Genomic DNA, 19,903 nt, shown 5'->3' with positions numbered 1-19,903 from the left:
TCATTCGTCGTCGTTGATCTCCGCCAGGGCCCGTCGCACACGCTCGTTGAAGTCCCGCACCGCCGGATTGCCCGCGTGCACGGACACGTCGCGCCGGAAGTCGGTGACGTAGCGCTGGAACCGGGACGACTGGAGCGCGTCACCGGCCTCGATCGCGAGGAGTGCGACGCTCAGCGCCGTTTCGAGTTCACCGTTGAGCAAGTGGCTCTGTGCAAGCACGAGTCGGCAGAAACCCAGCGTCCGCGCGTACTTCGGGTCGGTCAGCGCGACAGCGCGTTCCGCGAAGCGGACGGCGTCCCGGCCCCGTTTCAGGTCGCGGAAGCAGTGGCAGAACTCCCCGGCCAGCTCGGCCTCGTCCATGTACGCGAGCCAGTCCGGATCTTCGCCCGTGTCGGCCTGCGCGAAGTACCGTTCGGCCTCGTTCATCGCACGCCCGGCTCCGGCGAGGTCGCCCGTGGTGGCCAGCGCGCGGGCCTCATGCGCGGCGAACAGCGCCATGGCGCGCGGCGTGGAGCGCTGACGACCGCCTTCCACGGACGCGCGGGCCAGCCGGACGGCGCGCCGGCCCTGGCTGAGGTAGTTGGCCTGGTGACTCATGTTCGCGAGGACGCGGGCGCCCATCATGCGGTCGTCGATGACCTGTGTCAGGCGCAGCGTTCCTGTCAAGTACCGGTCCGCGAGGGAGTGGTTGCCGGTGTCGTACGCCGTCCACCCGAGAAGCTGTGAGATTTCCGCCGCCGCTCCGAAGAGGGCTGTACCGACTCTCCGGCTGTAGTCGGCCTTGAGCAGCGGCAGGACTTCCTCACGGAAGTAGTGCCGCAGGGCGCGGTGTCCGTGTCCGCCACCGAACCTGAAGTCCAGGTACATGAACATCTCCGCGGCCGTGCGCACGGCGGTGACGTCCCGCATGCCGACGCGACGCCCGGTCGATTGCTCGGAAGTGAGGCCGTCCGGGCGTGAGATGAGCCAGGAGAGCACGGCGGTGTCGACCTCTCCTTCGGGCAGGAGATCGTCACCGGCGTCCTCGGGGTCCACCTTGGTCAGGCCGTCGAGGACGCCAAGTGCTTCGGGTACGGAACTGGCGTACGCGGCACCGGCACTCGGAGCGGGAGACGGCACCGCCGGAAAACCGAGATCGGCGGGGGTGATGCGGCGCCGCAGCTTCTCGCTCAGCGCCTCGGCCAGGAAGATGGCGGTTCGAGGCTGGATGCCGCCGCCGTTCAGCCAGCGTTGGACGGCGACGTGGGTGGTGCCCACGGACGCGCTGTGCCGCCGTGCGACCGCTTGCACCCGCTTGGCCAACCCCTTGTTGGACATGGCGGCTTCGGCCATGAGCGACGCGAGTCGGTGGTTGGGTTCTCCGGTCATGATCCCCCTGCTGATGGCGGGATGACACAAGGGATTCATCCTGTCACGGGTCGGCGACACGGGGGTCCACGCGTGAACCCCCCGCGCGGGCGTACGGACCCCCCGTGAGCGTGTGAACCCCTCGGTGGACACTCCCGGTTGGCGTCTCCTGGCTCTTCACTGGTTCCTGCATGACGGCGGAACACCGCCTCAGCCGCTGAGAGAGGGGACGGTGCGATGGGCAACGGAGAGGTGCGGGAGCGGCGGCCGCGGATCGGGCGGCCGACGCCCCTTGAGCCGACGCCGCCGGCCACCGCCCCTCACTTCCGCTCGCTCGTGCTTCCGGCGGACGCCGGGGACACCGGGCGTGTGGCACGTCGGACCGCGCACGAGATCACCCGGTGCTGGCGCCTTCCCGTCTCCGCCGACGACCTGGCGCTGTGCGTCTCGGAACTGGTCGGCAACGCCGTCCACCACGCGATGCCCGACCGAAGCGTGTCGGCGTCCGGCGGCCGACCGCAGGTCGTCGTCTCGTTCCGGGCGTGGCCCCGACACCTGTTCGTAGAGGTCACCGACGAGGACTCGACTCCGCCGGTGCTCCCTGTGGGGGAACCGCTCACCTGCGGGAGCACGGAAACGGGCGGTGACGACGCGTTGCTGGATCACGGGCGCGGCCTTCTCCTCGTGCGCACCCTCGCGGACGCCGTCTGGTGGTCGCCCCGTGCCGGGGGAGGGAAGAGCGTCTGCTGCCGCTTCGACCTGAGCGGGGGCGACACCTGACGTCTGTCCGCTGAAGCCCCGGAACCTGCCGCTGGCTGTCCACCCATCCTCTGCCTCTGGGTGAGCGGCGGTTCCGGTACCGGCCGGGGAACAGGGAGACTCCGGCACGGTGGGTGGCCTCCCGGCAGGGAGTTTTCGGGCCTTCCTCCGGGAGGTCACCCTCATGAGACGAAGCCCCGAACAGGGGACCCCTCGGGGGCGTCACTCGCGGCGGGCAGGTCGGCACCGGGGGGCGCCACACCGCACACGCCCCCCGGACACCGCCAGTTCGACACCGCGACCGGGCGTGCTGCCGCGCCGTCCTCCCGGCGCTTGCTCCGGCGGATGTAGGAGACTGCTCACACGTGGTCAAGGCCGGGTGCTGGGCCCGGCCGTCGGTTCCTGAGAGGTGCCCGATGAGTGTCGTGAAGATCAACGTGCTGACCGTTCCCGCCGAGCAGCGGGAGGTGCTGGAGAAGCGGTTCGCCGGGCGGGCCGGGGTTGTCGAGGGGCAGGACGGGTTCGAGTGGTTCGAGTTGCTGCGGCCGGTCGAGGGGACCGACACCTATCTGGTGTACACCCGGTGGCGCAGTGAGGAGGACTTCCAGGTCTGGCTGAACGGGACCATGCGGCAGGGGCACGGTGGCGGTGACCGGCCGGCGGCGTCGGGGTCGACGCTGTGGTCGTTCGAGGTCATTCAGCAGGCGGGGCCCCGGGAGGGCTGAGTCACAGCACGAGCGACAACAGGGTCGGCGCCGCCTGACGGTTGAGAGTCTCGGCCGCCAGCCGCAGGCGGTGCGCCTGGTCGAGGGGCAGGGACAGCGCCAGGCAGCCGGCCGGGGAGCCCGCCGTGAGCGGGACCGCCGCGCACAGCGTGCCGACCGCGTACTCCTGGAGGTCGAGGACCGGCATGGTGGCCGGCTGGCGGTCCAGGGCGCTCAGCAGCACGCGTTGGTCGGTGATGGTCCGCGAGGTGAGGCGGGCGGCGCGGTGGCGGGCCAGGTGGTCCCGGCGGCCGTCGTGATCGAGCTGGCTGAGCAGGCACTTGCCGATGGCCGTGGCGGGGGCGGCGGCCCGGAAGCCCCCCCATTCGTTGACCGCCGGTGTCCGCGCGGACTCGGAGGTGTGGGTGATCTCCAGCTCCCCGTCGGCGTAGTGGGCCAGGTACACGGCCGCGTCGAGCGAGTCGCGCAGCGCGTCCAGCGCCTGCTGGAGCCGCTCCTGCCGGTGCCGCAGCCGGTCGGCGGCGGAGCCCAGCAGGACCAGCGCGTGCCCGGCCGCCCAGGCGCCGTCGGTGAGCTGCCGTAGATAGCCCTCGCGGCGCAGCATCCGCAGCAGGTGGGCGAGTTGGCCCGGGGGGAGCGGGAGGGCGCGTGCCAGCTCGTCGTCGCGCAGACCGTCCGGTTGTCCGGCGATGACCTCCAGCACACGCAGAGCGTGGCGCACGGAGCGGAACGGGGCGGTCCGCCCGGTCGTGGTCCCCACGGCGTCCTCCTGGCTGGGTTGTCACGGAGTTCTCACGGAGCGGATAACCCCCAGCGTAGCGACGACGGGAGGCCGCGGTCCGCCGCTCCCGCGGGTCCGACTGTGATGTATGTCCTCCGCGCGGCGTCGCGCGGTGACGCGAACCGGTGGGCGGGTTCCGGACATTGGGGTGAAACCATTCGGAAACGCTTGGGTGTTTGGGTCGTCGGCGAGATCCCGTCAATCGGAGCCGGCATGGATGTCTCCTTTCTCGGCGGCCCGCCGCCGCAGCGCGGCGTGGGAGTCGTCGCGCCGTTCGACTTCGCGCTCGATCGTGAACTCTGGCGCTGGGTGCCCGGCGAGATATCCCTGCACATGACCCGCACGCCGTTCGTGCCCGCCGAAGGGGGCCCGGACGCGGCGCGGTCGGCCCGCGAGCGGGAGGCGTTGCGGGAAGGGGTACGGGCGTTGTGCGCCGTCGGGCCCGAAGTGGTGGCCTACGCCTGCCCGTCCGGGAGCTTCGCCGGTGGCGTGCTCGGCGAGCGGGCCATGACCGCCGCGATGCGGCGCGCCGGTGAGGTACCGGCCCTGACGACGTCGGGCGCGCTGCTGGCCGCGCTGGAGGAGCTGGGCGCCGGCCGGATCGCGGTGATCACGCCGTACGACCGGCCGGTGACGGACGCGCTGGAGGACTTCCTGCGCGAGGCGGGCGTGGCGGTCTGCGGGCGCGGGCGTCTCGGGCTGGCCGGGCGGCTGTGGCGGGTGCCGTACCGGGAGGTGGTGGCGATGGCGCGAGGCGTGGTCGCGCGGGCCGCGGCGCCGCCGGAGGCGCTGTTCATCAGTTGCCCCAACCTCCCCACCTACGACGTGATCCCGCAGTTGGAGGCCGAGTTGCGGATGCCGGTGATCTCCGCGAACCAGGTCACCGTGTGGGCGGCGCTGCGGGAGATGGGGGGGGCGGCGGTCGGCCCGTACCAGGCGCTGCTCGATCCCGCCGCCCGGCCCGCGGGGCCCGCCTCGATGGCGGCCGACGACGAACGGTGAGGCGGGCGCCGGGCCTCAGCCGGCCGGAAGGTCCGCCGGCAGGTCGGCCGGCAGGTCAGCCGGGGCCGGTGCCGGGGCGTCCGTCGCGTGGCGGTGGCGCCGGCCGCTGGTGCGGAAGGCGTGCACCGCGTGGCCGAGACTCCGCGCCGTACGGACCGCCTGGTCCCATGTCAGCACCCGTGGCCCGTTCGCGAGCAGGGGACCGGTCGTGCGGTCGCCTATCAGACGGGTCAGCAGCGCGGTGGCGCGCTCGCCCCCGACTCCCGCCCGGTCCACGTCCGCCACGTCGAGCGCCAGCAGGTCGAGGACCCGCATGTCGCTCTCCCACAGCAGCAGCCACAGGGCGCGGTGCACCAGGGGAACCGACTCGTCGGCGAGCAGCCGTTCGAATCGGTCGAGGGTGATGTTCTCAGCCGAGATCGCCATGCCCCGGCAGTATTCCGGCAGACGTGTCCGCGCGTCGAGTGCCGTGGCGCATATCCGCCGCCGCGTCAGGTCCGCCCCGCGAGCAGCGCGGCCATGTGGTCGGCGGGCATCGGCCGGGCGTAGTGCCACCCCTGGCCCGTGTCGCAGCCGATCCGCCGCAGCCGCTCGGCCTGGGCCGGGCCTTCCACGCACTCCGCCGTGACGGTCAGTCCGAGCTTGTGCGCGAGCTGGACCAGCGATGTGACGATCGTCTCGTCCGCCGGGTTGAGGTGACGGGCGGTGCGGAAACCGCGGACGAACGTGCCGTCGAGCTTCAGCGCCCGCACCGGGAGCCGGCTGAGATAGGCGAGGTTCGAGTACCCGGTGCCGAAGTCGTCGATGGCGATGCGCACGCCCATGTCCGACAGGGCCTGGAGCGCCTGCAACGGCCGCCCCGCCGAGCCCATCACCGCCGACTCGGTCAGCTCCAGTTGCAGCAGCCCGGACGGCAGCCCGGAGTCGCGCAGCGCGCCGGCCACGTCGCTCACCAGATCCGAGTCCCAGACCTGACGCACCGCCACGTTCACGCTGACGAACAGCGGCGGCCCCGGGTGTTCGAGCTGCCAGCGGCGCGCCTGGCGGCACGCCTCCGCCAGCGCCCAGCGGCCGAGCGGCACGATCGCGCCGTTCTCCTCCGCCAGTCCGATGAAACGATCCGGGCCGAGCGTGCCGAACTGCGGGTGGCGCCAGCGCGCCAGCGCCGCCGCCCCGCGCACGATGTCGTCCGCGAGCCCCACGATCGGCTGGTACTCCAACGTGAACTCGCCGCGCTCCACGCCCCGGCGCAGCGTCGCGGACAGCGACTGCCGGGTCATGCGGTGCGCGTTCCGCTCCGGGTCGAACAGCGTCCACCGGGCCCTGCCGTCCGCCTTCGCCCAGTACAGCGTCGTGTCGGCGGCCTGCATCAGCCCGGTGGCCGTCGTGCTCGCGCACTCCCGCTCCACCACGCCGATGCTGGCCGACACGGCGAGCCGCTGGCCGCACAGGTCGAACGGCCGCTGGAGGGCGTTGAGCATCTTCTCCGCGAGGCGGGTGAGCTGCTCGGTGCCCGTCGAGCCCTCCACCAGCACGGCGAACTCGTCGCCGCCGAGCCGCGCGACGAGATGCCCGCCCGCGCCGGTCGCGCAGTGGGCCAGGCGCTGGGCGGCGGCGCACAGCAGGGAGTCGCCGACCCGGTGGCCGAGCGTGTCGTTGATGGCCTTGAAGCCGTCGAGGTCGAGGTAGCACAGCCCGATCCGGCCGGTGGCCGAGTCCGCGAGCGCGCTGGTGAGCCGTTCGAAGAACAGCGCGCGGTTCGGCAGCCGGGTGACCGGATCGTGCATCTGGATGTGGCGCAGCCGCTCCTGGAGGTCCCGGCGCTCGCTGATGTCGAGGACGGTCAGCAGCGCCGCCGAGTCCTCGCAGCGGGTCGGCAGCACGGTCACCTCGGCCCAGAGCGTGTGCCCGTCGGCGTGCTTGAGGCGGCGCGTGCAGCGCATGCGCTCGCTGTGGCCGCGCAGCACGGCGTGGTACGAGCCACGGGTGCGGCCGTCGAGGCCGAGTCCGGTCACGGCGTCCGCGCGGACGCCGGCCAGCCGCTCGGGCGGGATGCCCAGGAGCAGGCCGAAGGCCGGATTGGCGATCAGGATCTGGCCTGATCTGCCGACCAGCGCCATGGGGAGCTGGGCGATTTGGAAGGCGGCTCGATAGTCGGCGAGAAGTTCACTCTCCGTAAAAGGTGATGGAGTCGCATGGAGGGCGCTTCCGGGGTCTTGCCCCGGTCCGTTGTGGGGTCCGTTCACCGATCGCTCCCGATGGTGCTGTCGGGCGCTCCCCTGGCTGCCCGCTTGGCGTATCCGCGCTGGAAATGTGGCGATCATAGAGGCAGTGACACGGGCTGAGCCAGTGCCCGTTGGGCCTGTCTCGGAACCTGAAATGTGTGCTTCCGACAAATTTTCGACAAGCTGATCGTTTCTGCTCGGGGCCTGAGCCCTACCGACCGTTCACGACTGAAGAATACGCAGGGTAATCGTATTGCCCGTGACCCATGCGGCCTACTGAAACAGGCCGTATTCCGGCAATTGCGAACAGAGTGGTGATCGGCGTTCCCGTAAGGCCGATCGGAGGTCGATGTGCGTCGTGTCCACCGCCGGCCCGCGGCCGTGCTCACCGCCCTGGCCGCCCTGCTCGGCAGCACCCTGACCGCGGGCCCCGGCGACGAGGCGATCGCGGACGAGCCGTGCAGCCTGCCGCGTTCCGCGATCCACCACTCCGAGGGCGTGGACACGTGGAACGAGGAGTACCCGCGCCCGGTCGGTGAACTGCGGGCCGTCATGCTCTTCCTGACCTTTCCCGACGCCGAACCCGAGCTGACGCCGCAGCGCATCGCCGCCGACTACTTCCCCGCGACCGCCGAATACTTCCGCGCCGCCTCCTACGGCAGGCTCGATCTCCGCGCCCACGTGGTGTCCGAGTGGCTCCGGATGCCCCGGGACTCCCGCGACTACGGCATACGGCGCGACTGGGACTCCGCACTGCGTTCGGCCTATGTGCGGGACGCGCTGAAGGTCGTCTCGCAACGGGTGGATCTCGGCGGATACGACGTCGTTTATCTGGTGGCCGATCCCGACGCGCCGGGTGTGGACTCCGACGCGACCAAGGTCGTCAATTTCGACGAGCCCATCCGGGTCGGGAACGACGAGATCCGACGCATCGTCACCGTTTTCGAACGCCGGGACCCCGACCGGAACGTCCTCGCGCACGAGACCGGGCATGTCTTCGATCTGCCCGACCTCTACAACAGGCCCGAAAAGGGATTCGGCGACTGGGACACACATGTGGGGGACTGGGACCTCATGGGAAGCCAGTTCGGGCTCGCTCCCGAACTCTTCGGCTGGCACAAGTGGAAGCTCGGCTGGCTCAGGCCGGGGCACGTGGACTGCGTGCGCTCCCCGGGCACCACGCACCACACGCTCCAGCCCCTGGGCGCCCCCCTGGACAAGGAGAATCCCGCGTCGGACACCCGCCTGGCCGTGATCCGCACCGGGCCGGAGGAGGCCTTGGTCGCGGAGGCCCGCACCCCGGTCGGCAACGACGCCACGACCTGCACCCGGGGGGTGCTGCTGTACCGGGTGCGCAGCGACGTCCCGTCGGCCGAGGGCCCGATCGAGGTCCTCGACGGCCACCCCGACACCAGCGCCTGCCACGCGGCCTCCGTCAACCCGAGCCTGGCCGACGCGCCGCTGGAGACGGGCGAGAGCTACTACGACGCGGACGCCGGGGTCCGGATCGAGGTGGGGGAACGGACAGTGACGGGCGGCTGGGACATCAAGGTCGTCCGGTCTTGACCTCAAGCGCTGTTGAGCTCTTACCGTCTGCCGCATGGACACGTACACGTACTCCCACAGTGACGCCGACCTCGTCCGCCAGCCCATCGGTTACTGGGCCTGGGCGGCCCACAAGGCGGCCGTCACCCACATCCGCGCGGCGCTGGCCGGGTTCGGCCTCACCCAGCCCCGCTGGTGGGTCCTGAACCAGGTGTGCGACGCGACGGAGGGGCGCACGAGGCAGGAGTTGTACGACACGCTCCACGGCTACCTGGACGTCGGCGAGGCCCTGTACGAGGAGATCGACGCCCTGGAGGCCGCCGGCCTGATCGCGCCGGACGGCGGGCGCTACCGCGTCACCCCGGAGGGCGTCGCCCTCCGTGACGCCGCCACCGGGCCGGTCCGGCGGGCCCTGGAGGAGATTCACCGGAACGTGTCGGACGAGGAGTACGTGGCGACGCTGAAGGTGCTCCAGCGCATGATCCGGAACGTGAACGGCGACGCCTGGCACCACTGACGGCCGCCGGGGCGCGGATAACCGTTTCCCGGGTGGCGCGGCGCCGTGACAGGGTCGGCCGGTGGACCGTTCCCGACGTGACCTGCTGCGCCGGCAGTTCGACCTGACCTGGGCGCTCTTCGACTATCACCTCGTGCGGCTGGCGGACGCGGACTTCCTGTGGGAGCCCGCGCCGCTGTGCTGGACGGTGCGGCCGGGGCCCGGCGGCACCTGGGTGCCGGACTGGGCGGACACCGAGCCCGAGCCGGTGCCGGTTCCCACGATCGGCTGGCTGAGCTGGCACATCGACTGGTGGTGGAGCACGGCGCTGGACCACGTGCGGGGCCGGACGCCGCGCGCGCGGGAGGACATCGGGTGGCCGGGCGACGGCGCCGCCGCCGTCGCCCGGCTGCGCGCGCTCCACGGGGACTGGCGCGCGGCGCTGGACGGGCTCCCGGACGCCGCCCTGGACGCCGTCGCGCCGTTCCCGTGGCAGGGCGACCCGGAGTACACCGTCGCGCACATGATCGGCTGGGTGAACGTGGAGTTGATGAAGAACGCCGCCGAGATCGGTCAACTCCGGCTGCTGCGGGCGGCGTCCGCCGGGACGACCGCGCGGGAGTGACCGAGCGGGGTCGTCCGATCGCATAACGTGGGTGCCCGTTCGGTCGGTTACGCGTTCTGTCGGTTGAAGGGGAGGCATCCTGATGCGATCTGTGGTCACGGCGCTCGGGGCCGGGGTCGGCGTGCTCGCCGTGGTGGCGGGGACGGCGTACGGCGCGCAGGGGCGGTTGGTCGTCAACGGCGTGGAGCACCGGGAGCCCGCCGGGTGCTACACCGACGCCGGGACCTCGCCGATGCGGGTGCGCAACGAGACGGACCACCCGGTCGTCGTCCACGAGTCCGTGAACTGCTCGGGGGCCGTGGACATGGTGGTCCAGCCCGGGGAGGAGCGGGTCACCCGGCTCGGGAAGAGCGTCTTCGTGGAGGTGCCGGAGGAGGAGGACCCGGAGGAAGCCGAGGAGCCCGAGTCGGAGTCCGGGGCCGAGTCCGGGTCCGGGTCGGGGGAGGAGCCGGAGAGCGCCGGTTAGGGGATGTCGAGGGGCCTGCTCAGGAACAGGGCCGTCTCGCCCTCGCTCGGGGTGCCCCGGTAGAGCGTCGTGTCCAGGCCGCACAGCGCGAACCCCATCCTGCGGTACGCCCGCACCGCCGGGGCGTTGACGTTCGAGGTCTCCAGCCAGGCCGTGCGGGCGCCGGCGGCCCGGCCGTGGGCGCAGGCGCGGCTCATCAGGGCCGTGCCGACGCCGCGGCCCCGGAACGCGGGAGCGACCGTGATCCGCTGGATCACCAGCCGGCTGTTCCACTCCTCGACCGAGGCCATGAGGACGCCGCAGGGCGTTCCGTCGTGCCAGGCGGCGTCGATGTACTCCGGCGCCTCGTCGCCGCCGGCCAGGTCGGCCGGGTCGGGCGGGAACGTCTTTGTCAGCGGCGGATCGACCCGGACCGGGCGGAGGGCGAACGACTCGGGGGTGACGGTGATCTCGTGGACCGTGTCCGTGGTGAAGGAGTCGTCCAGCGCCGCCAGGGCCGGCACCTCGGACGGCTCCGCCCGGCGGTACTCGATGCGCATGGTCGCCCCTTCCGCCCCGGCGCCCTTCCTCCCCGGCGGACGCCACAGACACCACAAGAAGGAGCCCCACCCGGCTTCCGCCCGGTGGGGCTCCTTTGTCGCTGTGCGCCGCCAGGGACTCGAACCCCGGACCCGCTGATTAAGAGTCAGCTGCTCTAACCAACTGAGCTAGCGGCGCCTGCTGACGTCGTTGACTCTAGCACTCCCATCCGACGGAACAAAAATCGGTAAGGAGCCGGCCGGAGCGGCCTCAAGGACGCCGCCGTTGCAGCTCACGGCCGTACTCGATCATCTTGGCCGCGTAGTCCTCGGTCCACCCCGCGCGGTCGGCGATCGCCGCCGCCGGGAGGCTGTCGAACCGCCGTGGGTCGGCGAGCTGGGCGGCGGCGATCGCCTGGAACTCCACGGAACGGTCGGCCGCCGCCTGGAACGCCACGGCCAGCTCCGTCGCCCGGCCGAGCAGCTCCCGGGGGTCGGTGATCTTCTCCAGGGCGAAGAAGTGCTCCTCGTCCGCCTGCCCGGTCGGCGGCTCGAAGAACAGCGGTGCCGGGCGGTGGTGGCGGCGGGACGGCTCGTCGGGCGGCGGCGCGGGCATCGGGGGATCAGCCTCCAAGATTCGGCGCGTGCGCGTCGCGCTGCGCCGGTCCATTCTGCCGTGCCAGCTCCAGCGGGCGGGCGTGACGCGTGGCGGGCACGGACACCGTGGTCGCCGGGATCGCGTCGTGCTCGGTGCCGGGCACGGGCCCGTCCAGCCCGTAGCGGACCCGGATCCGGTGCGACAGCCGCAGCAGCGGGCGGGCCAGCAGCAGCCCGGCCGTCATCACGGCGGTGCCGGCGACGGCGTCCATGAAGTAGTGGTTCGCGGTGCCCATCACGATCATCGTGGTTATCAGCGGATATCCCACGGCCAGCGTCCGCATCAGCGGCGTGCGCGCTCCGTAGTGCCACAGTGCCACTCCGCACCACACCGACCAGCCCACGTGGAGACTCGGCATCGCCGCGTACTGGTTGGTGAGATCGCCCATGCCGCTGGGCGCGCTCGCCTCGCCGGCCCACCACCCGTAGTCGCTGTACTGCGCCAGGCTGTCCACGAAGCCGTGCGTCCCGGGCAGCAGCCTCGGCGGGCTCGTCGGCATCAGCGTGAAACCGATCAGCCCGAGCAGGGTCGAGGCCAGCAGCCAGGTGCGCATCAGCCGGTAGTGCAGCGGGCGGCGCCTGAACAGCCAGATCAGGATGGCGGGGGTGACGACGTAGTGCAGCGACGCGTACGCGAAACTGGACGGGATGCCGAGCCACGCCTCCTGGGTGAACAGCTCGTTGAGCGGGTCCTCGGCGGTCAGCCAGAGCGAGTTCTCCAGCCGCAGGATGGCCAGGCCGTTGTCGACCGCCGTCTCGACGTCACCGCGCGCCAGGAGCCTCGCCCCGGAGTACGCCCCGTACACGACCACGATCAGTAGCAGCTCGGTCCACCAGCGCGGCCGGTCTCGGGGCATCGTCGTCAGACTCCAGGTTCACGTCGTCTCGGCTGTTCGGCTGTCGGCATGGTCAAGTAGCCAGCCGGAGGTTGATTAGTCCCACCGTAAGGCGAAGTCCGGGGGAACAGACGCCCGGGGAGCCTCTTTCGGTTGCGTGCGAGATGATGAGTGATACATGTGACGGACGAGAGGACCCCCATGCCCGCGCGCACCCTGCTGATCCGGCACGGACGAACCGCCTGGTCAGTGGCCGGGCGTCACACCGGTCACACGGACGTGCCGCTGCTGGACGAGGGCCGCGCCCAGGCGAAGGCGCTCGGCCGGCGTCTTCAGCAGGAGCCGTGGAACGGGCTGCCGGGCGCCGAGATCCGCACCAGCCCGCTCTCGCGCGCCGGGGAGACGTGCGAGCTGGCCGGCTTCGGCGGGCGGGCCACGGCCTGGGACGCGCTGCGCGAGTGGGACTACGGCGACATGGAGGGCCTCACCACCGGACAGATCTCCGAACGGCACGGCGGGGACTGGGTGATCTGGCGCGACGGGGTGACCGGCGGCGAGACCCTGGAACAGCTTTCCGCGCGCGCCGACGAGGTCGTCGCCTGGGCGCGTGAGGCGCACGCGGCCGGGCGGGACACGGTGGTCTTCGCGCACGGCCACATCCTGCGGGCGGTGGGCGCCCGGTGGCTCGGCCTCGACGTCACGTTCGCCGCCCGGCTCCGCCTGGACGCGGCGGCCCTGTCGGGCCTCGGCTGGGCCTACGGCGAACCCGCCATCGAGCGCTGGAACGACACCGGGCACCTGGACACCTGACCGCGCCCCCGGGCGGGCCTACGCGCTCAGGCTGCGCACCGACAGGGTCGGGAGCACCGGCAGGGCGGGCGCCCCGCGTGCCCGGCGGCGGTCGAGGAACGAGGCGACCGTCGCGTCCCCGTCCGCCGGGCCCCGGCAGCGCGCGGTGTGGTCGAGGAGCGCGCTGATGCGGGTCGAGCGCACCTGATCGAGCAGGTCCAGCGCCTGGTTGCCGAAGGCCGCCGCCTCCTCCGGCTCGCCGCGCGCCACCAGATACCGGGCGAGTTCGGCCGCGTACAGCGTGGTGTTGCGCGCGAAGTGCGGGTCGGCGCGGGCCGCCGTCACGGCCTGCCGCTGGCAGGCGCTCGCGCGTTCCCAGTCGCCGAGCGCCGCCCAGCATCCGGCCTCCTGGCCCGCGAACTCGGCGTCGCCGAAGAACGACATCCACTCCGGGTCGGCGTCCGGGCGGCGGCCCCGTTCGTGGTGCGTGCGGGCGCGGGCCAGTGCCTCCAGGGCGGCGGACCGGTCGCCGAGCCCGGCCCAGCCGCCGGCCTCGCGCAGTGTCAGCAGCGCCAGCAGCCGGTCCGAGCCGAGCCGGTGGGCCGCCTGCCGGCCGGCCTGGGCCGAGCGCACGGCCTCCCGGTGGTGGCCGGTGTCGCGGGCGAGGAAGGACGTGTTGCAGAACGCGTGGGCCTCCAGGGCCGCGTCGCCGCTGAGCCGGGCGGTGGCCAGGGCCTCCGCGTAGTGGGAGCGGGCGTCGGCCGGCCGGCCGGAGTCGTGGGCCAGCCAGCCGACCGAGAGGGCGAGTTCGCCGGCGGCGGCGTGCAGCCGGCTGCTCACGCGCTGTCGCCTGGCGCCGGTGTCGACCAGGGCGAAGGCCGCCCGGAGGGTGTCGCGGGCGGGCCGGTAGAGAGCGTCGGCGCCATGGCGGTCGTCGAGCAGACGGATGTCGTGGACCGCGCGCAGTATGGCGGCGGTCTCCGTGCCGCCGGGGCGCGCGGGCCCGGCGTCGGCGGGGAGCGATCCCAGAGCGGTCAGGGACGCGACGGCGGCCGGGCCGCCGGTCATGAACGCGCGACGCAGCACGTCGCCCTCCTCCACGTGGTCCGTGTTGGCAGTGGTGCCTGTGTCGGCCGGGTCGGCAGTGCCGGCCGGGTGAGCTGGTGGGGCCTCGGGGTCCGTCCCGCCACCACTCCGCCGCTCTCCACCGTTAGGTTTCTTTGTCTTTAGTCTCCTCTCCGTTATGGTCTGCACGTGTGTTGTTTTTGATGAACAACTGCGGCGCCCCCGGTGCACTACCCTCCCCTTTTCGGCGGCGGGGCAGGATGGTTACATCGTGCCCGACCCGGACCGCGCGGACGGCTGGGAGCTGTCGCTCGACGGGGCGCCGCAGTCCCATGTGGACCTCGCCGAGCCCACCCGCCTCGCCTTCGCCTACCAGCGGCGGCTCGGCCACATCGCCGACCTCGCCGCGCCGCCCGGGCACCCCGTCAACGCGCTGCACCTGGGCGGCGGCGGGCTCACCCTCGCCCGCTATCTCGCGGTCACCCGGCCGCGTTCCGCCCAGCAGGTCGCCGAGCCCGACGAGCGCCTCACCGCGCTGGTCCGGCGCGTGCTGCCACTGCCGGACGGCGCCCGTGTCCGGGTGCGCGCCGCCGACGCGCGGGACGTGCTCGGCCGGGTCCCGGACGGCTGGGCCGATCTGATCATCACCGACGTCTTCGACGGGACCCGCACGCCCGCGCACTGCTCCAGCGCCGAGTTCCTCGACGCGGTACGCCGGGCGCTGCGGCCCGGCGGCTGGTACGCGGCCAACCTCACCGACGGGCCGCCGCTGGCGCATCTGCGCGGTCAGGTGGCGACCGCGCTGAGCCGTTTCGCGGCGGGCGCCCTGGCCGCCGACGCGGCGGTGCTGCGCGGCCGGCGCTTCGGCAACGGCATCCTGTGCGCCCGCGACGGCGCGTTGCCCGCCGAGGACCTGAGCCGCCGTCTCGCCCGCGCCCCGAGCCCGGCGCGGCTGCTCCCCGGGCGCGACCTGACCGATTTCACGGCGGGTGCCCCGGTGGTCCCCGCCCTCACCGCCACGGCCTCCCCGCTGCCACCGGCCGGCACGTTCGGCTAGCGGCGCCGGGCCCCGGGCGGGCGGGGGCCGCCGGGGCTCACATCGGGTACTCCGCCGTCCTCGTCCAGCCGCCGCCCGGCTTCACGCCCACCTCGTAGGCGAGCGGCTCGCCCGCCGCGTCGTACGTGATGTGCCGTATCTCCGCCACGGCCGCGGGTTCCTCCAGCCGGAGCAACTCCCGTTCCTCCGCCGTCGCCAGCCGCGCGGTCCAGGTGTCGCGGCCGGTGTGCGGCTTCCTCCCGGTCTGCAACTCGATGTAGCGCGTGGTGCCTTCGCGGATCCGTTCCCGCACCAGCAGGCGCGGGCAGTGCACCAGGATCGTGGCCGGGAACCACGAGCAGGACATCGACCGCGGCCGGGCGTCGCTGAACCGCAGCCGGTGCCGCCGGGCGACCCGGGAGCCGGTCGCGATGCCCAGCGCCGTGGCGACGTCCTCCGGGGCGTGCACCTCGTCGGCCGCCCGTATGTCGGCGTGCTCGCCCGCGGTGTAGGCGTAGCCCGTCTCGCGGGCCGTCCGGTACCGCTCGCCCGCCGTGCGCGCCAGCACCTCCCGGTCCCCGACGAACGTCCCGTGGTCCTGCCGCATGTCGACCAGGCCCTCGACCTTCAGCACACCGATGGCGCGTTCGGCCGTTGCCCGCGCGACGCGCCAGTGATCCGAGATCTCCGGAACGGACGGCAGCGCGTCGCCGGTGGCCAGCGTGCCCCGGACGATCTGGCCGCGTAACTCCCAGGCGATCTGTTCGTATTTCGGCAGAGCCACTTCGCTCCTCCTCCGGCCGGCAGGGCAACGGGTCCTCGACGGGAGCGTGGCAGCGGCCGATGGCACGGTCAAGCACCGGTAACTCCTCCGAGGACTACGGCAGTTGACACTGGCAAGAAGAGTTCAGGCCGAATGTGCCACCGCACGCCCCGGCGTGCGCCCCGGCCACCACCCGGCGCGCGCGGGAACAGCGGGCCACGGGCGATGAATCTCCGGTCACGGCACGCCGTCAGTTGGCGAAACGCCCCCCGCGCCCGCCGTGGCGCGGTCTAGTGTCCATGTCATGGTTGTTCGGCAACTCTGTGAGCCCGGGGACTTGGACATCCTCCGGCCGCTGCCCGGCCGTCCGGCCGCCGCGCAGCGGGTGAGCGCCGTCGCCGCCGCGGACGGCCTGGACCGGGTGGTCGTCGCGACCGCCGCGCCCTGGTTCCCCGGCTTCGGGGAGTTGCTGCTGCTCCGGCCCGGCTCGGGACGGCCGCCCGCGCGGCTGACCCTGGCCCGCCGCGCGCCCGGCCCGGTCGTGCGGGACCTCGTGCTCAGCCGCGGCGGAACGGCCCTGACCGCCTCGCTCGGCGGGAACGACGACCAGCACGTCGGGGAGGTCGTGCACTGGGAGGACGGCGAACGGTGGCGCCGCCTCGTCAACCACCCGCTGCTGCCCGGCCACGGCGACCCCGGCGACGTCCGGCTGGCGGTCAGCGACGACGGCCGCACGATCGCCGGCTGCGACCAGGGCAGCCGCACCGTCGCCGCCTGGTCGGCGGCGGACGGGCGGCAGGTGGCCGAGCCGCCGGGCGTCGGCGGCAGCGAGGCCGTCGCCGTGGACGGGGACGGCTCCCGGCTGGCGTTCCGGCTCTGCCGCCCGTGGGAGCGGGCACCGGACGGCGCCGTCGCCGTCCTGGAGACGCGCGGCGGCGGCCTCGCCGTCCACGCGACGGGCCTCGACTGGTGCTCCGGGCTGGTGTTCGGTCCTGGCGGCCGGTCGCTGGCGGCGGTCGGCACGGTGGCGGGGGCCGCCGCCGGGGGGGGCGGGGGGCCGGCTGGCAGTCTCTTATATACATCTCACATGGCCGACGGGTGTGGGGGCGGGGGGGGGGGGGCGGCTGTCCAGAACAGCGGCGCACCTCTCCGTTCTGCTTTTATTCCGTGACGCCGCTGCTCCATGGCTCTCGCCTATCCTCTTCGTCGACAGCGTCAGATGTGTATAAGATGCAGGGGAACATATGAAGGAATACCCGTTCATAGGCGTAATTAGGGCACCGAATCTCACCTGCCTCGACCCGGCCGACGTACCGGGCGTCGCAGCAGACCCGTTCGCCGATCTGGCGCGCCGCGCGCCGGACGGCGGCGGCGAACTCACCCTGCGACAGGGGGCCGCGAAGCTGACGGAAGACGTGGTTGAGAACCGGGGGCTGGCCGTCGGGCCGGGACGCGGATGATGACGTCGCCATGGGCGGAAGGTACCGGCTGTGCGCCCCCGACTACGGTGTGTTTTCCAGCAAACAGGACATTCCAGCCCTGATCTGCCATGAACTGCCACCCTTTGCGGCGGTCCTTGGCCGTAGCCGTTGACAGGAGTCGCGCGTTGAACAACGCACCCGACCGTCCAACGAGGAGGACCCCATGGCGGACACCGGCGAAGCGGAGCCCTGCGATCTGGTCACCGTTCCCGCCCGGCAAGGTCTGGAGGCCGTCGACATCCTGCGCCTGCGGCACGACGTGGGCCCGGTGCTGCACGACCGGGAGGGCGACACCCTCGGGTTCATCGTGCCGCCCGGCACGGCCCAGGGCTGGGACCTGCCGGGCAGCGCCTGCATCCAGACCTTCGGCGGGTCGGCGTGCGGCACCCAGCCGCCGGTGTCCGGCAGCGGCTGGCTCGTTCCGCCGGGGGGGACGACGGACGTCACCGAGCCGGAACGGCTGCGCGCCGCCCTCGACGAGGCCGTCCGCCTCCTCGCCGTCGTGGACCGCTGTCAGCCGCACTGTCGTCCCTAGAACCCGGCGGGCCGCGCGGGACCGGAAGGACCGGAGGTCCGTGCCGCACCGCCCGCCCGTCACACTGGGGAGGTGGCGAGGAACTCTGTTGGTCGGTGGGGGGGAGCGCTCCGGGGCGACCGTTGCCTGCTTGGCGGGCAGGGTGAGATGTGTATAGGAGGCGGGTGTGGGGGGCGGACGGGCCGCGGGTCGCCATCAGAGCGGAGCGGACCGTGTCGGTATGGGATCTGGCGGACGGTGAACGGCTCCTCTCCGTACCGGGACTTGGCCGTTCCACGGCCTGGGCGCTCACCGCCGACGGCCGCGCGCTCGTCGTCGCAACCACTGCCGAGGTCCGCGCGTACCCTCTCGGCTGAACAGGCAAGGACCGGTCCCGTGACCACCACCGAACTTCTCCGTCTCCTCGACTCCCGCCCCAGCGAAGCCGGTTGGCGCGAGCTGTGCGGCCTGCTCGAACGGCTCGACCCGCGGCGGCTCGCCGCCGTCACCCCCCGTGTGCTGCGCTGGCCGGCCGGGCAGCGGCCGATGCCCGACCACTGGTGGGCCCAGTGGGTGTCGGGCGACGTCCGCCCCTGCCACGCGCTCGCCGGCACCCGCCGCCTCGGCCGGCTCGACAACGTGGAGACCGGGACCGTCCCGGTGCCCGCCGAGGACGACGTCACGGACGAACTGGTCAACGAACTGCTGGACGAACTCCTGCAGGACACCGGCTGCTTCACCACCTACATCGACGCCGGGACCGACACCGACGCCGACAGCCGCACCGGCCCCGGCGGTGCCGGCGGAACGGGCGGCGGCCGGGGAGCCTACTTCGACAACGGCGCCAGCGCGGTCGCCGCCCCGCCCGGCCTGCGCTGGCTCGCCCTGGCCGCCGCCGCCGAATGGCACCACAACGGCGGCGACATCGTCCGCTGGGACACCACCCGCGACGCCCCCCTCGGCTGGTACCTCAACGGCGGCGAGTACCACGACGAGGCGTACGACCTCCAGGTCTCCCCGGACGGCCGGACCGTGGTCGCCGCCGTCGAGGGCCGCTGGCACGCCTGGTCGGCGCGGACCGGCGAGCCGCTGTGGGAGATCCACCCGCCCCCCGACAAGGACATCTGCCTCGGCCGCGACGACCTCGTACGGTTCGCGTTCTCCGGCGACGGGCGGCGGCTGGCCGTGGGCACCGGCAGCTCCGACGTCGTCGCCGTCCTCGACGCGGCGACCGGCCGGACGCTGCTGCGCGTGCCCGACGCCCGCGACGCGTTCGGGCCGGTGGCCCTCGACCGGCGCGGCGGACTGCTCGCGCACGCCGGTCCCGCCGGGCGCGTGGTGCTGCGCGAGGTGGCCACCGGGGCCGTTCTCGCCACCGCCGAGACCGGGCTCGCCTCGGTGGGCGCCCTGGCCCTCGCGCCCGACGGCAGCGGCCTGTTCGCGGGCGGGGGCGCGGTCGGCGGCGCCCCCGAGGGCGCCGGGGTGGCCACGGCCGCCCGGCCCGCCGCGCGGCTCTTCGCACTTCACGCGCGGGACGGCGGACTGACCCTGGGGCCGGGCGAGTTGCTGCGGCCCACCGGGTTCACCGAGGGCCTCGACGCCGACTCGCCCGCCGCCGCCGTCACCACCCGCGCCATCTGGACGGCGGCGGGCCCGTACGCCTTCATCGGCGCCGACTTCGGCTCGGTGCTGTTCAACGGCCGCGGCCAGACGCTGTGGGCGGACCCGGCGGGCGCGACGGCCGCCTTCACCCCCGACGGCCGGGCCCTGGTCGTGGTCCAGGAGGAGATCGACGCCTGGTTCCTCGACGGCCTGGCCCGTCCCGACGACGCCGCGCCGCCGCCCGCCCAGGACTGCCCCGGCCAGGTGCTGCTGACCGGTCTGCCCGCGACGCTGCTCGGCGGCCCGGACGACGGGGAGATCCCCTGCTCCCACTGGTCGGTGACCGTCGCCGCCATCTCCGACGACGCCCGCGCCCTGGCGTTCTGCGCCAAGCTCGACCGCGGCTCGGCCGGCCGCCCGCACGTGCTCTGCCGCTGGCCGGAGCCAGGGGCGCCCCCGGACGTCTCCCTGCTGCCCGCCGTCGAGGGCGCCGCCCACCCGGCCGACCTCCTCTTCGGGCCGCGCGGCGACGTCGTGGCCCGCGCGCTGCTCGGCGAGGAGCCGTGCCTCGTCCTCACCGACGTGGCCACCGGCCGCACCGCTGCGTACTGCGCGAGGAGACGAGTAGTTATGCCCGTATGTCCAGAGCATTCATGATCATGAGCCCGCCC

21 protein-coding genes, 1 tRNA gene and 2 pseudogenes are annotated in these 19,903 nt (G+C 73.1%); 13 read left to right on the top strand and 11 right to left on the bottom strand.

Features of this window, described 5'->3' with window-relative positions:
- Positions 1 to 1,368: an NsdA family TPR-like regulatory protein gene (locus BN2279_RS22275; RefSeq protein ID WP_059012340.1), complete on the bottom strand. Its 1,368-nt coding sequence runs from the start codon at positions 1,366 to 1,368 to the stop codon at positions 1 to 3.
- Between the two features lie 216 nt (positions 1,369 to 1,584).
- Here BN2279_RS22275 and BN2279_RS22270 point away from each other — a divergent pair, with 216 nt between their 5' ends.
- Positions 1,585 to 2,127, top strand: coding sequence for an ATP-binding protein (locus BN2279_RS22270; protein WP_059012335.1), 543 nt, complete (start codon positions 1,585 to 1,587; stop codon positions 2,125 to 2,127).
- Positions 2,128 to 2,522: 395 nt separating this feature from the next.
- Positions 2,523 to 2,831, top strand: coding sequence for an antibiotic biosynthesis monooxygenase family protein (locus BN2279_RS22265; RefSeq protein ID WP_059012332.1), 309 nt, complete (start codon positions 2,523 to 2,525; stop codon positions 2,829 to 2,831).
- Between the two features lies 1 nt (position 2,832).
- Here BN2279_RS22265 and BN2279_RS22260 read toward each other — a convergent pair whose 3' ends face one another.
- Complete coding sequence (locus BN2279_RS22260; RefSeq protein ID WP_059012328.1) at positions 2,833 to 3,591, bottom strand: IclR family transcriptional regulator; 759 nt, start codon at positions 3,589 to 3,591, stop codon at positions 2,833 to 2,835.
- A 234-nt stretch (positions 3,592 to 3,825) separates the two neighbouring features.
- On the opposite strand from BN2279_RS22260, the pseudogene BN2279_RS22255 reads away from it, so the two are divergent.
- Positions 3,826 to 4,596 (top strand): annotated as a pseudogene (locus BN2279_RS22255) (maleate cis-trans isomerase family protein); the annotation flags it as partial.
- A gap of 33 nt (positions 4,597 to 4,629) precedes the next feature.
- Here BN2279_RS22255 and BN2279_RS22250 read toward each other — a convergent pair.
- Positions 4,630 to 5,040: a hypothetical protein gene (locus BN2279_RS22250; RefSeq protein ID WP_059012319.1), complete on the bottom strand. Its 411-nt coding sequence runs from the start codon at positions 5,038 to 5,040 to the stop codon at positions 4,630 to 4,632.
- 65 nt (positions 5,041 to 5,105) lie between these two features.
- On the bottom strand, positions 5,106 to 6,860 hold the full coding sequence (locus BN2279_RS22245) for a putative bifunctional diguanylate cyclase/phosphodiesterase (RefSeq protein ID WP_267887140.1): 1,755 nt from the start codon (positions 6,858 to 6,860) through the stop codon (positions 5,106 to 5,108).
- A gap of 330 nt (positions 6,861 to 7,190) precedes the next feature.
- Here BN2279_RS22245 and BN2279_RS22240 point away from each other — a divergent pair, with 330 nt between their 5' ends.
- The 4 genes from BN2279_RS22240 to BN2279_RS22225 all read left to right on the top strand — a co-directional run bounded on the left by BN2279_RS22240 (position 7,191) and on the right by BN2279_RS22225 (position 9,971).
- Positions 7,191 to 8,405 (top strand): M6 family metalloprotease domain-containing protein, encoded by a 1,215-nt coding sequence (locus BN2279_RS22240; protein WP_059012317.1) that lies wholly within the window; start codon positions 7,191 to 7,193, stop codon positions 8,403 to 8,405.
- Between the two features lie 34 nt (positions 8,406 to 8,439).
- Positions 8,440 to 8,901 carry a MarR family winged helix-turn-helix transcriptional regulator gene (locus BN2279_RS22235; RefSeq protein ID WP_059012312.1) on the top strand — a complete coding sequence of 154 codons (462 nt, stop codon included), beginning with the start codon at positions 8,440 to 8,442 and terminating at the stop codon, positions 8,899 to 8,901.
- A gap of 61 nt (positions 8,902 to 8,962) precedes the next feature.
- Positions 8,963 to 9,505 (top strand): DinB family protein, encoded by a 543-nt coding sequence (locus tag BN2279_RS22230; protein ID WP_059012305.1) that lies wholly within the window; start codon positions 8,963 to 8,965, stop codon positions 9,503 to 9,505.
- Between the two features lie 82 nt (positions 9,506 to 9,587).
- Positions 9,588 to 9,971: a hypothetical protein gene (locus BN2279_RS22225; protein WP_159037312.1), complete on the top strand. Its 384-nt coding sequence runs from the start codon at positions 9,588 to 9,590 to the stop codon at positions 9,969 to 9,971.
- Here BN2279_RS22225 and BN2279_RS22220 read toward each other — a convergent pair.
- From BN2279_RS22220 to BN2279_RS22205, 4 genes are all read right to left on the bottom strand, one after another.
- Complete coding sequence (locus BN2279_RS22220; RefSeq protein WP_059012297.1) at positions 9,968 to 10,510, bottom strand: GNAT family N-acetyltransferase; 543 nt, start codon at positions 10,508 to 10,510, stop codon at positions 9,968 to 9,970. The genes BN2279_RS22225 and BN2279_RS22220 overlap by 4 nt on opposite strands.
- 104 nt (positions 10,511 to 10,614) lie before the next feature.
- Positions 10,615 to 10,688, bottom strand: a tRNA-Lys gene (locus tag BN2279_RS22215).
- Positions 10,689 to 10,760: 72 nt separating this feature from the next.
- Positions 10,761 to 11,105 (bottom strand): hypothetical protein, encoded by a 345-nt coding sequence (locus BN2279_RS22210; protein ID WP_059012291.1) that lies wholly within the window; start codon positions 11,103 to 11,105, stop codon positions 10,761 to 10,763.
- 7 nt (positions 11,106 to 11,112) lie between these two features.
- The gene (locus tag BN2279_RS22205) at positions 11,113 to 12,003 is read right to left on the bottom strand and encodes a phosphatase PAP2 family protein (RefSeq protein ID WP_079032385.1); all 891 of its coding nucleotides are present in this window, start codon (positions 12,001 to 12,003) and stop codon (positions 11,113 to 11,115) included.
- A gap of 180 nt (positions 12,004 to 12,183) precedes the next feature.
- Between BN2279_RS22205 and BN2279_RS22200 the strand changes: the two genes are divergently transcribed.
- Positions 12,184 to 12,792: a histidine phosphatase family protein gene (locus BN2279_RS22200; RefSeq protein ID WP_059012289.1), complete on the top strand. Its 609-nt coding sequence runs from the start codon at positions 12,184 to 12,186 to the stop codon at positions 12,790 to 12,792.
- 18 nt (positions 12,793 to 12,810) lie between these two features.
- Here the strand turns inward: BN2279_RS22200 and BN2279_RS22195 are convergent, their stop codons facing one another.
- Positions 12,811 to 13,857, bottom strand: a complete 1,047-nt coding sequence (locus BN2279_RS22195) for an NsdA family TPR-like regulatory protein (RefSeq protein WP_159037311.1) — start codon at positions 13,855 to 13,857, stop codon at positions 12,811 to 12,813.
- 190 nt (positions 13,858 to 14,047) lie between these two features.
- On the opposite strand from BN2279_RS22195, the gene BN2279_RS22190 reads away from it, so the two are divergent.
- Entirely contained in the window at positions 14,048 to 14,893 is an 846-nt protein-coding gene (locus tag BN2279_RS22190; RefSeq protein ID WP_234348056.1) for a spermidine synthase, read from the top strand.
- Positions 14,894 to 14,930: 37 nt separating this feature from the next.
- On the opposite strand, the gene BN2279_RS22185 is transcribed toward BN2279_RS22190, so the two are convergent.
- On the bottom strand, positions 14,931 to 15,656 hold the full coding sequence (locus BN2279_RS22185; RefSeq protein WP_059012285.1) for a GntR family transcriptional regulator: 726 nt from the start codon (positions 15,654 to 15,656) through the stop codon (positions 14,931 to 14,933).
- Positions 15,657 to 15,972: 316 nt separating this feature from the next.
- On the opposite strand from BN2279_RS22185, the gene BN2279_RS22180 reads away from it, so the two are divergent.
- Positions 15,973 to 16,806: a WD40 repeat domain-containing protein gene (locus tag BN2279_RS22180; protein ID WP_059012284.1), complete on the top strand. Its 834-nt coding sequence runs from the start codon at positions 15,973 to 15,975 to the stop codon at positions 16,804 to 16,806.
- Between the two features lie 64 nt (positions 16,807 to 16,870).
- Here BN2279_RS22180 and BN2279_RS30795 read toward each other — a convergent pair.
- Positions 16,871 to 17,107: pseudogene (locus BN2279_RS30795) on the bottom strand (hypothetical protein); the annotation flags it as partial.
- 172 nt (positions 17,108 to 17,279) lie between these two features.
- On the opposite strand from BN2279_RS30795, the gene BN2279_RS22175 reads away from it, so the two are divergent.
- The 3 genes from BN2279_RS22175 (at position 17,280) to BN2279_RS22170 (ending at position 19,889) form a co-directional block, all read left to right on the top strand.
- Complete coding sequence (locus BN2279_RS22175; protein WP_059012281.1) at positions 17,280 to 17,651, top strand: hypothetical protein; 372 nt, start codon at positions 17,280 to 17,282, stop codon at positions 17,649 to 17,651.
- A gap of 212 nt (positions 17,652 to 17,863) precedes the next feature.
- The gene (locus tag BN2279_RS29580; protein ID WP_159037310.1) at positions 17,864 to 18,007 is read left to right on the top strand and encodes a hypothetical protein; all 144 of its coding nucleotides are present in this window, start codon (positions 17,864 to 17,866) and stop codon (positions 18,005 to 18,007) included.
- Positions 18,008 to 18,026: 19 nt separating this feature from the next.
- The gene (locus BN2279_RS22170; RefSeq protein WP_059012279.1) at positions 18,027 to 19,889 is read left to right on the top strand and encodes a WD40 repeat domain-containing protein; all 1,863 of its coding nucleotides are present in this window, start codon (positions 18,027 to 18,029) and stop codon (positions 19,887 to 19,889) included.
- The last annotated feature ends 14 nt before the right edge of the window (positions 19,890 to 19,903 follow it).

Origin of the sequence: Streptomyces specialis (assembly GCF_001493375.1) — a bacterium.
GTDB lineage: Bacteria > Actinomycetota > Actinomycetes > Streptomycetales > Streptomycetaceae > Streptomyces > Streptomyces specialis.
The sequence above is the reverse complement of the archived record's forward strand: the minus strand, read 5'-3'. Positions and strand labels throughout refer to the sequence as shown.

What these genes read in the sequence shown, in the direction of transcription:
- BN2279_RS22275 (WP_059012340.1), bottom strand. Translation starts at nt 1,368, where the DNA reads ATGACCGGAGAACCCAACCACCGACTCGCGTCGCTCATGGCCGAAGCC.
- BN2279_RS22225 (WP_159037312.1), top strand. Translation starts at nt 9,588, where the DNA reads ATGCGATCTGTGGTCACGGCGCTCGGGGCCGGGGTCGGCGTGCTCGCC.
- BN2279_RS22175 (WP_059012281.1), top strand. Translation starts at nt 17,280, where the DNA reads ATGGCGGACACCGGCGAAGCGGAGCCCTGCGATCTGGTCACCGTTCCC.
- BN2279_RS22205 (WP_079032385.1), bottom strand. Translation starts at nt 12,003, where the DNA reads ATGCCCCGAGACCGGCCGCGCTGGTGGACCGAGCTGCTACTGATCGTG.
- BN2279_RS22235 (WP_059012312.1), top strand. Translation starts at nt 8,440, where the DNA reads ATGGACACGTACACGTACTCCCACAGTGACGCCGACCTCGTCCGCCAG.
- BN2279_RS22265 (WP_059012332.1), top strand. Translation starts at nt 2,523, where the DNA reads ATGAGTGTCGTGAAGATCAACGTGCTGACCGTTCCCGCCGAGCAGCGG.
- BN2279_RS22250 (WP_059012319.1), bottom strand. Translation starts at nt 5,040, where the DNA reads ATGGCGATCTCGGCTGAGAACATCACCCTCGACCGATTCGAACGGCTG.
- BN2279_RS22270 (WP_059012335.1), top strand. Translation starts at nt 1,585, where the DNA reads ATGGGCAACGGAGAGGTGCGGGAGCGGCGGCCGCGGATCGGGCGGCCG.
- BN2279_RS22210 (WP_059012291.1), bottom strand. Translation starts at nt 11,105, where the DNA reads ATGCCCGCGCCGCCGCCCGACGAGCCGTCCCGCCGCCACCACCGCCCG.
- BN2279_RS22220 (WP_059012297.1), bottom strand. Translation starts at nt 10,510, where the DNA reads ATGCGCATCGAGTACCGCCGGGCGGAGCCGTCCGAGGTGCCGGCCCTG.
- BN2279_RS22200 (WP_059012289.1), top strand. Translation starts at nt 12,184, where the DNA reads ATGCCCGCGCGCACCCTGCTGATCCGGCACGGACGAACCGCCTGGTCA.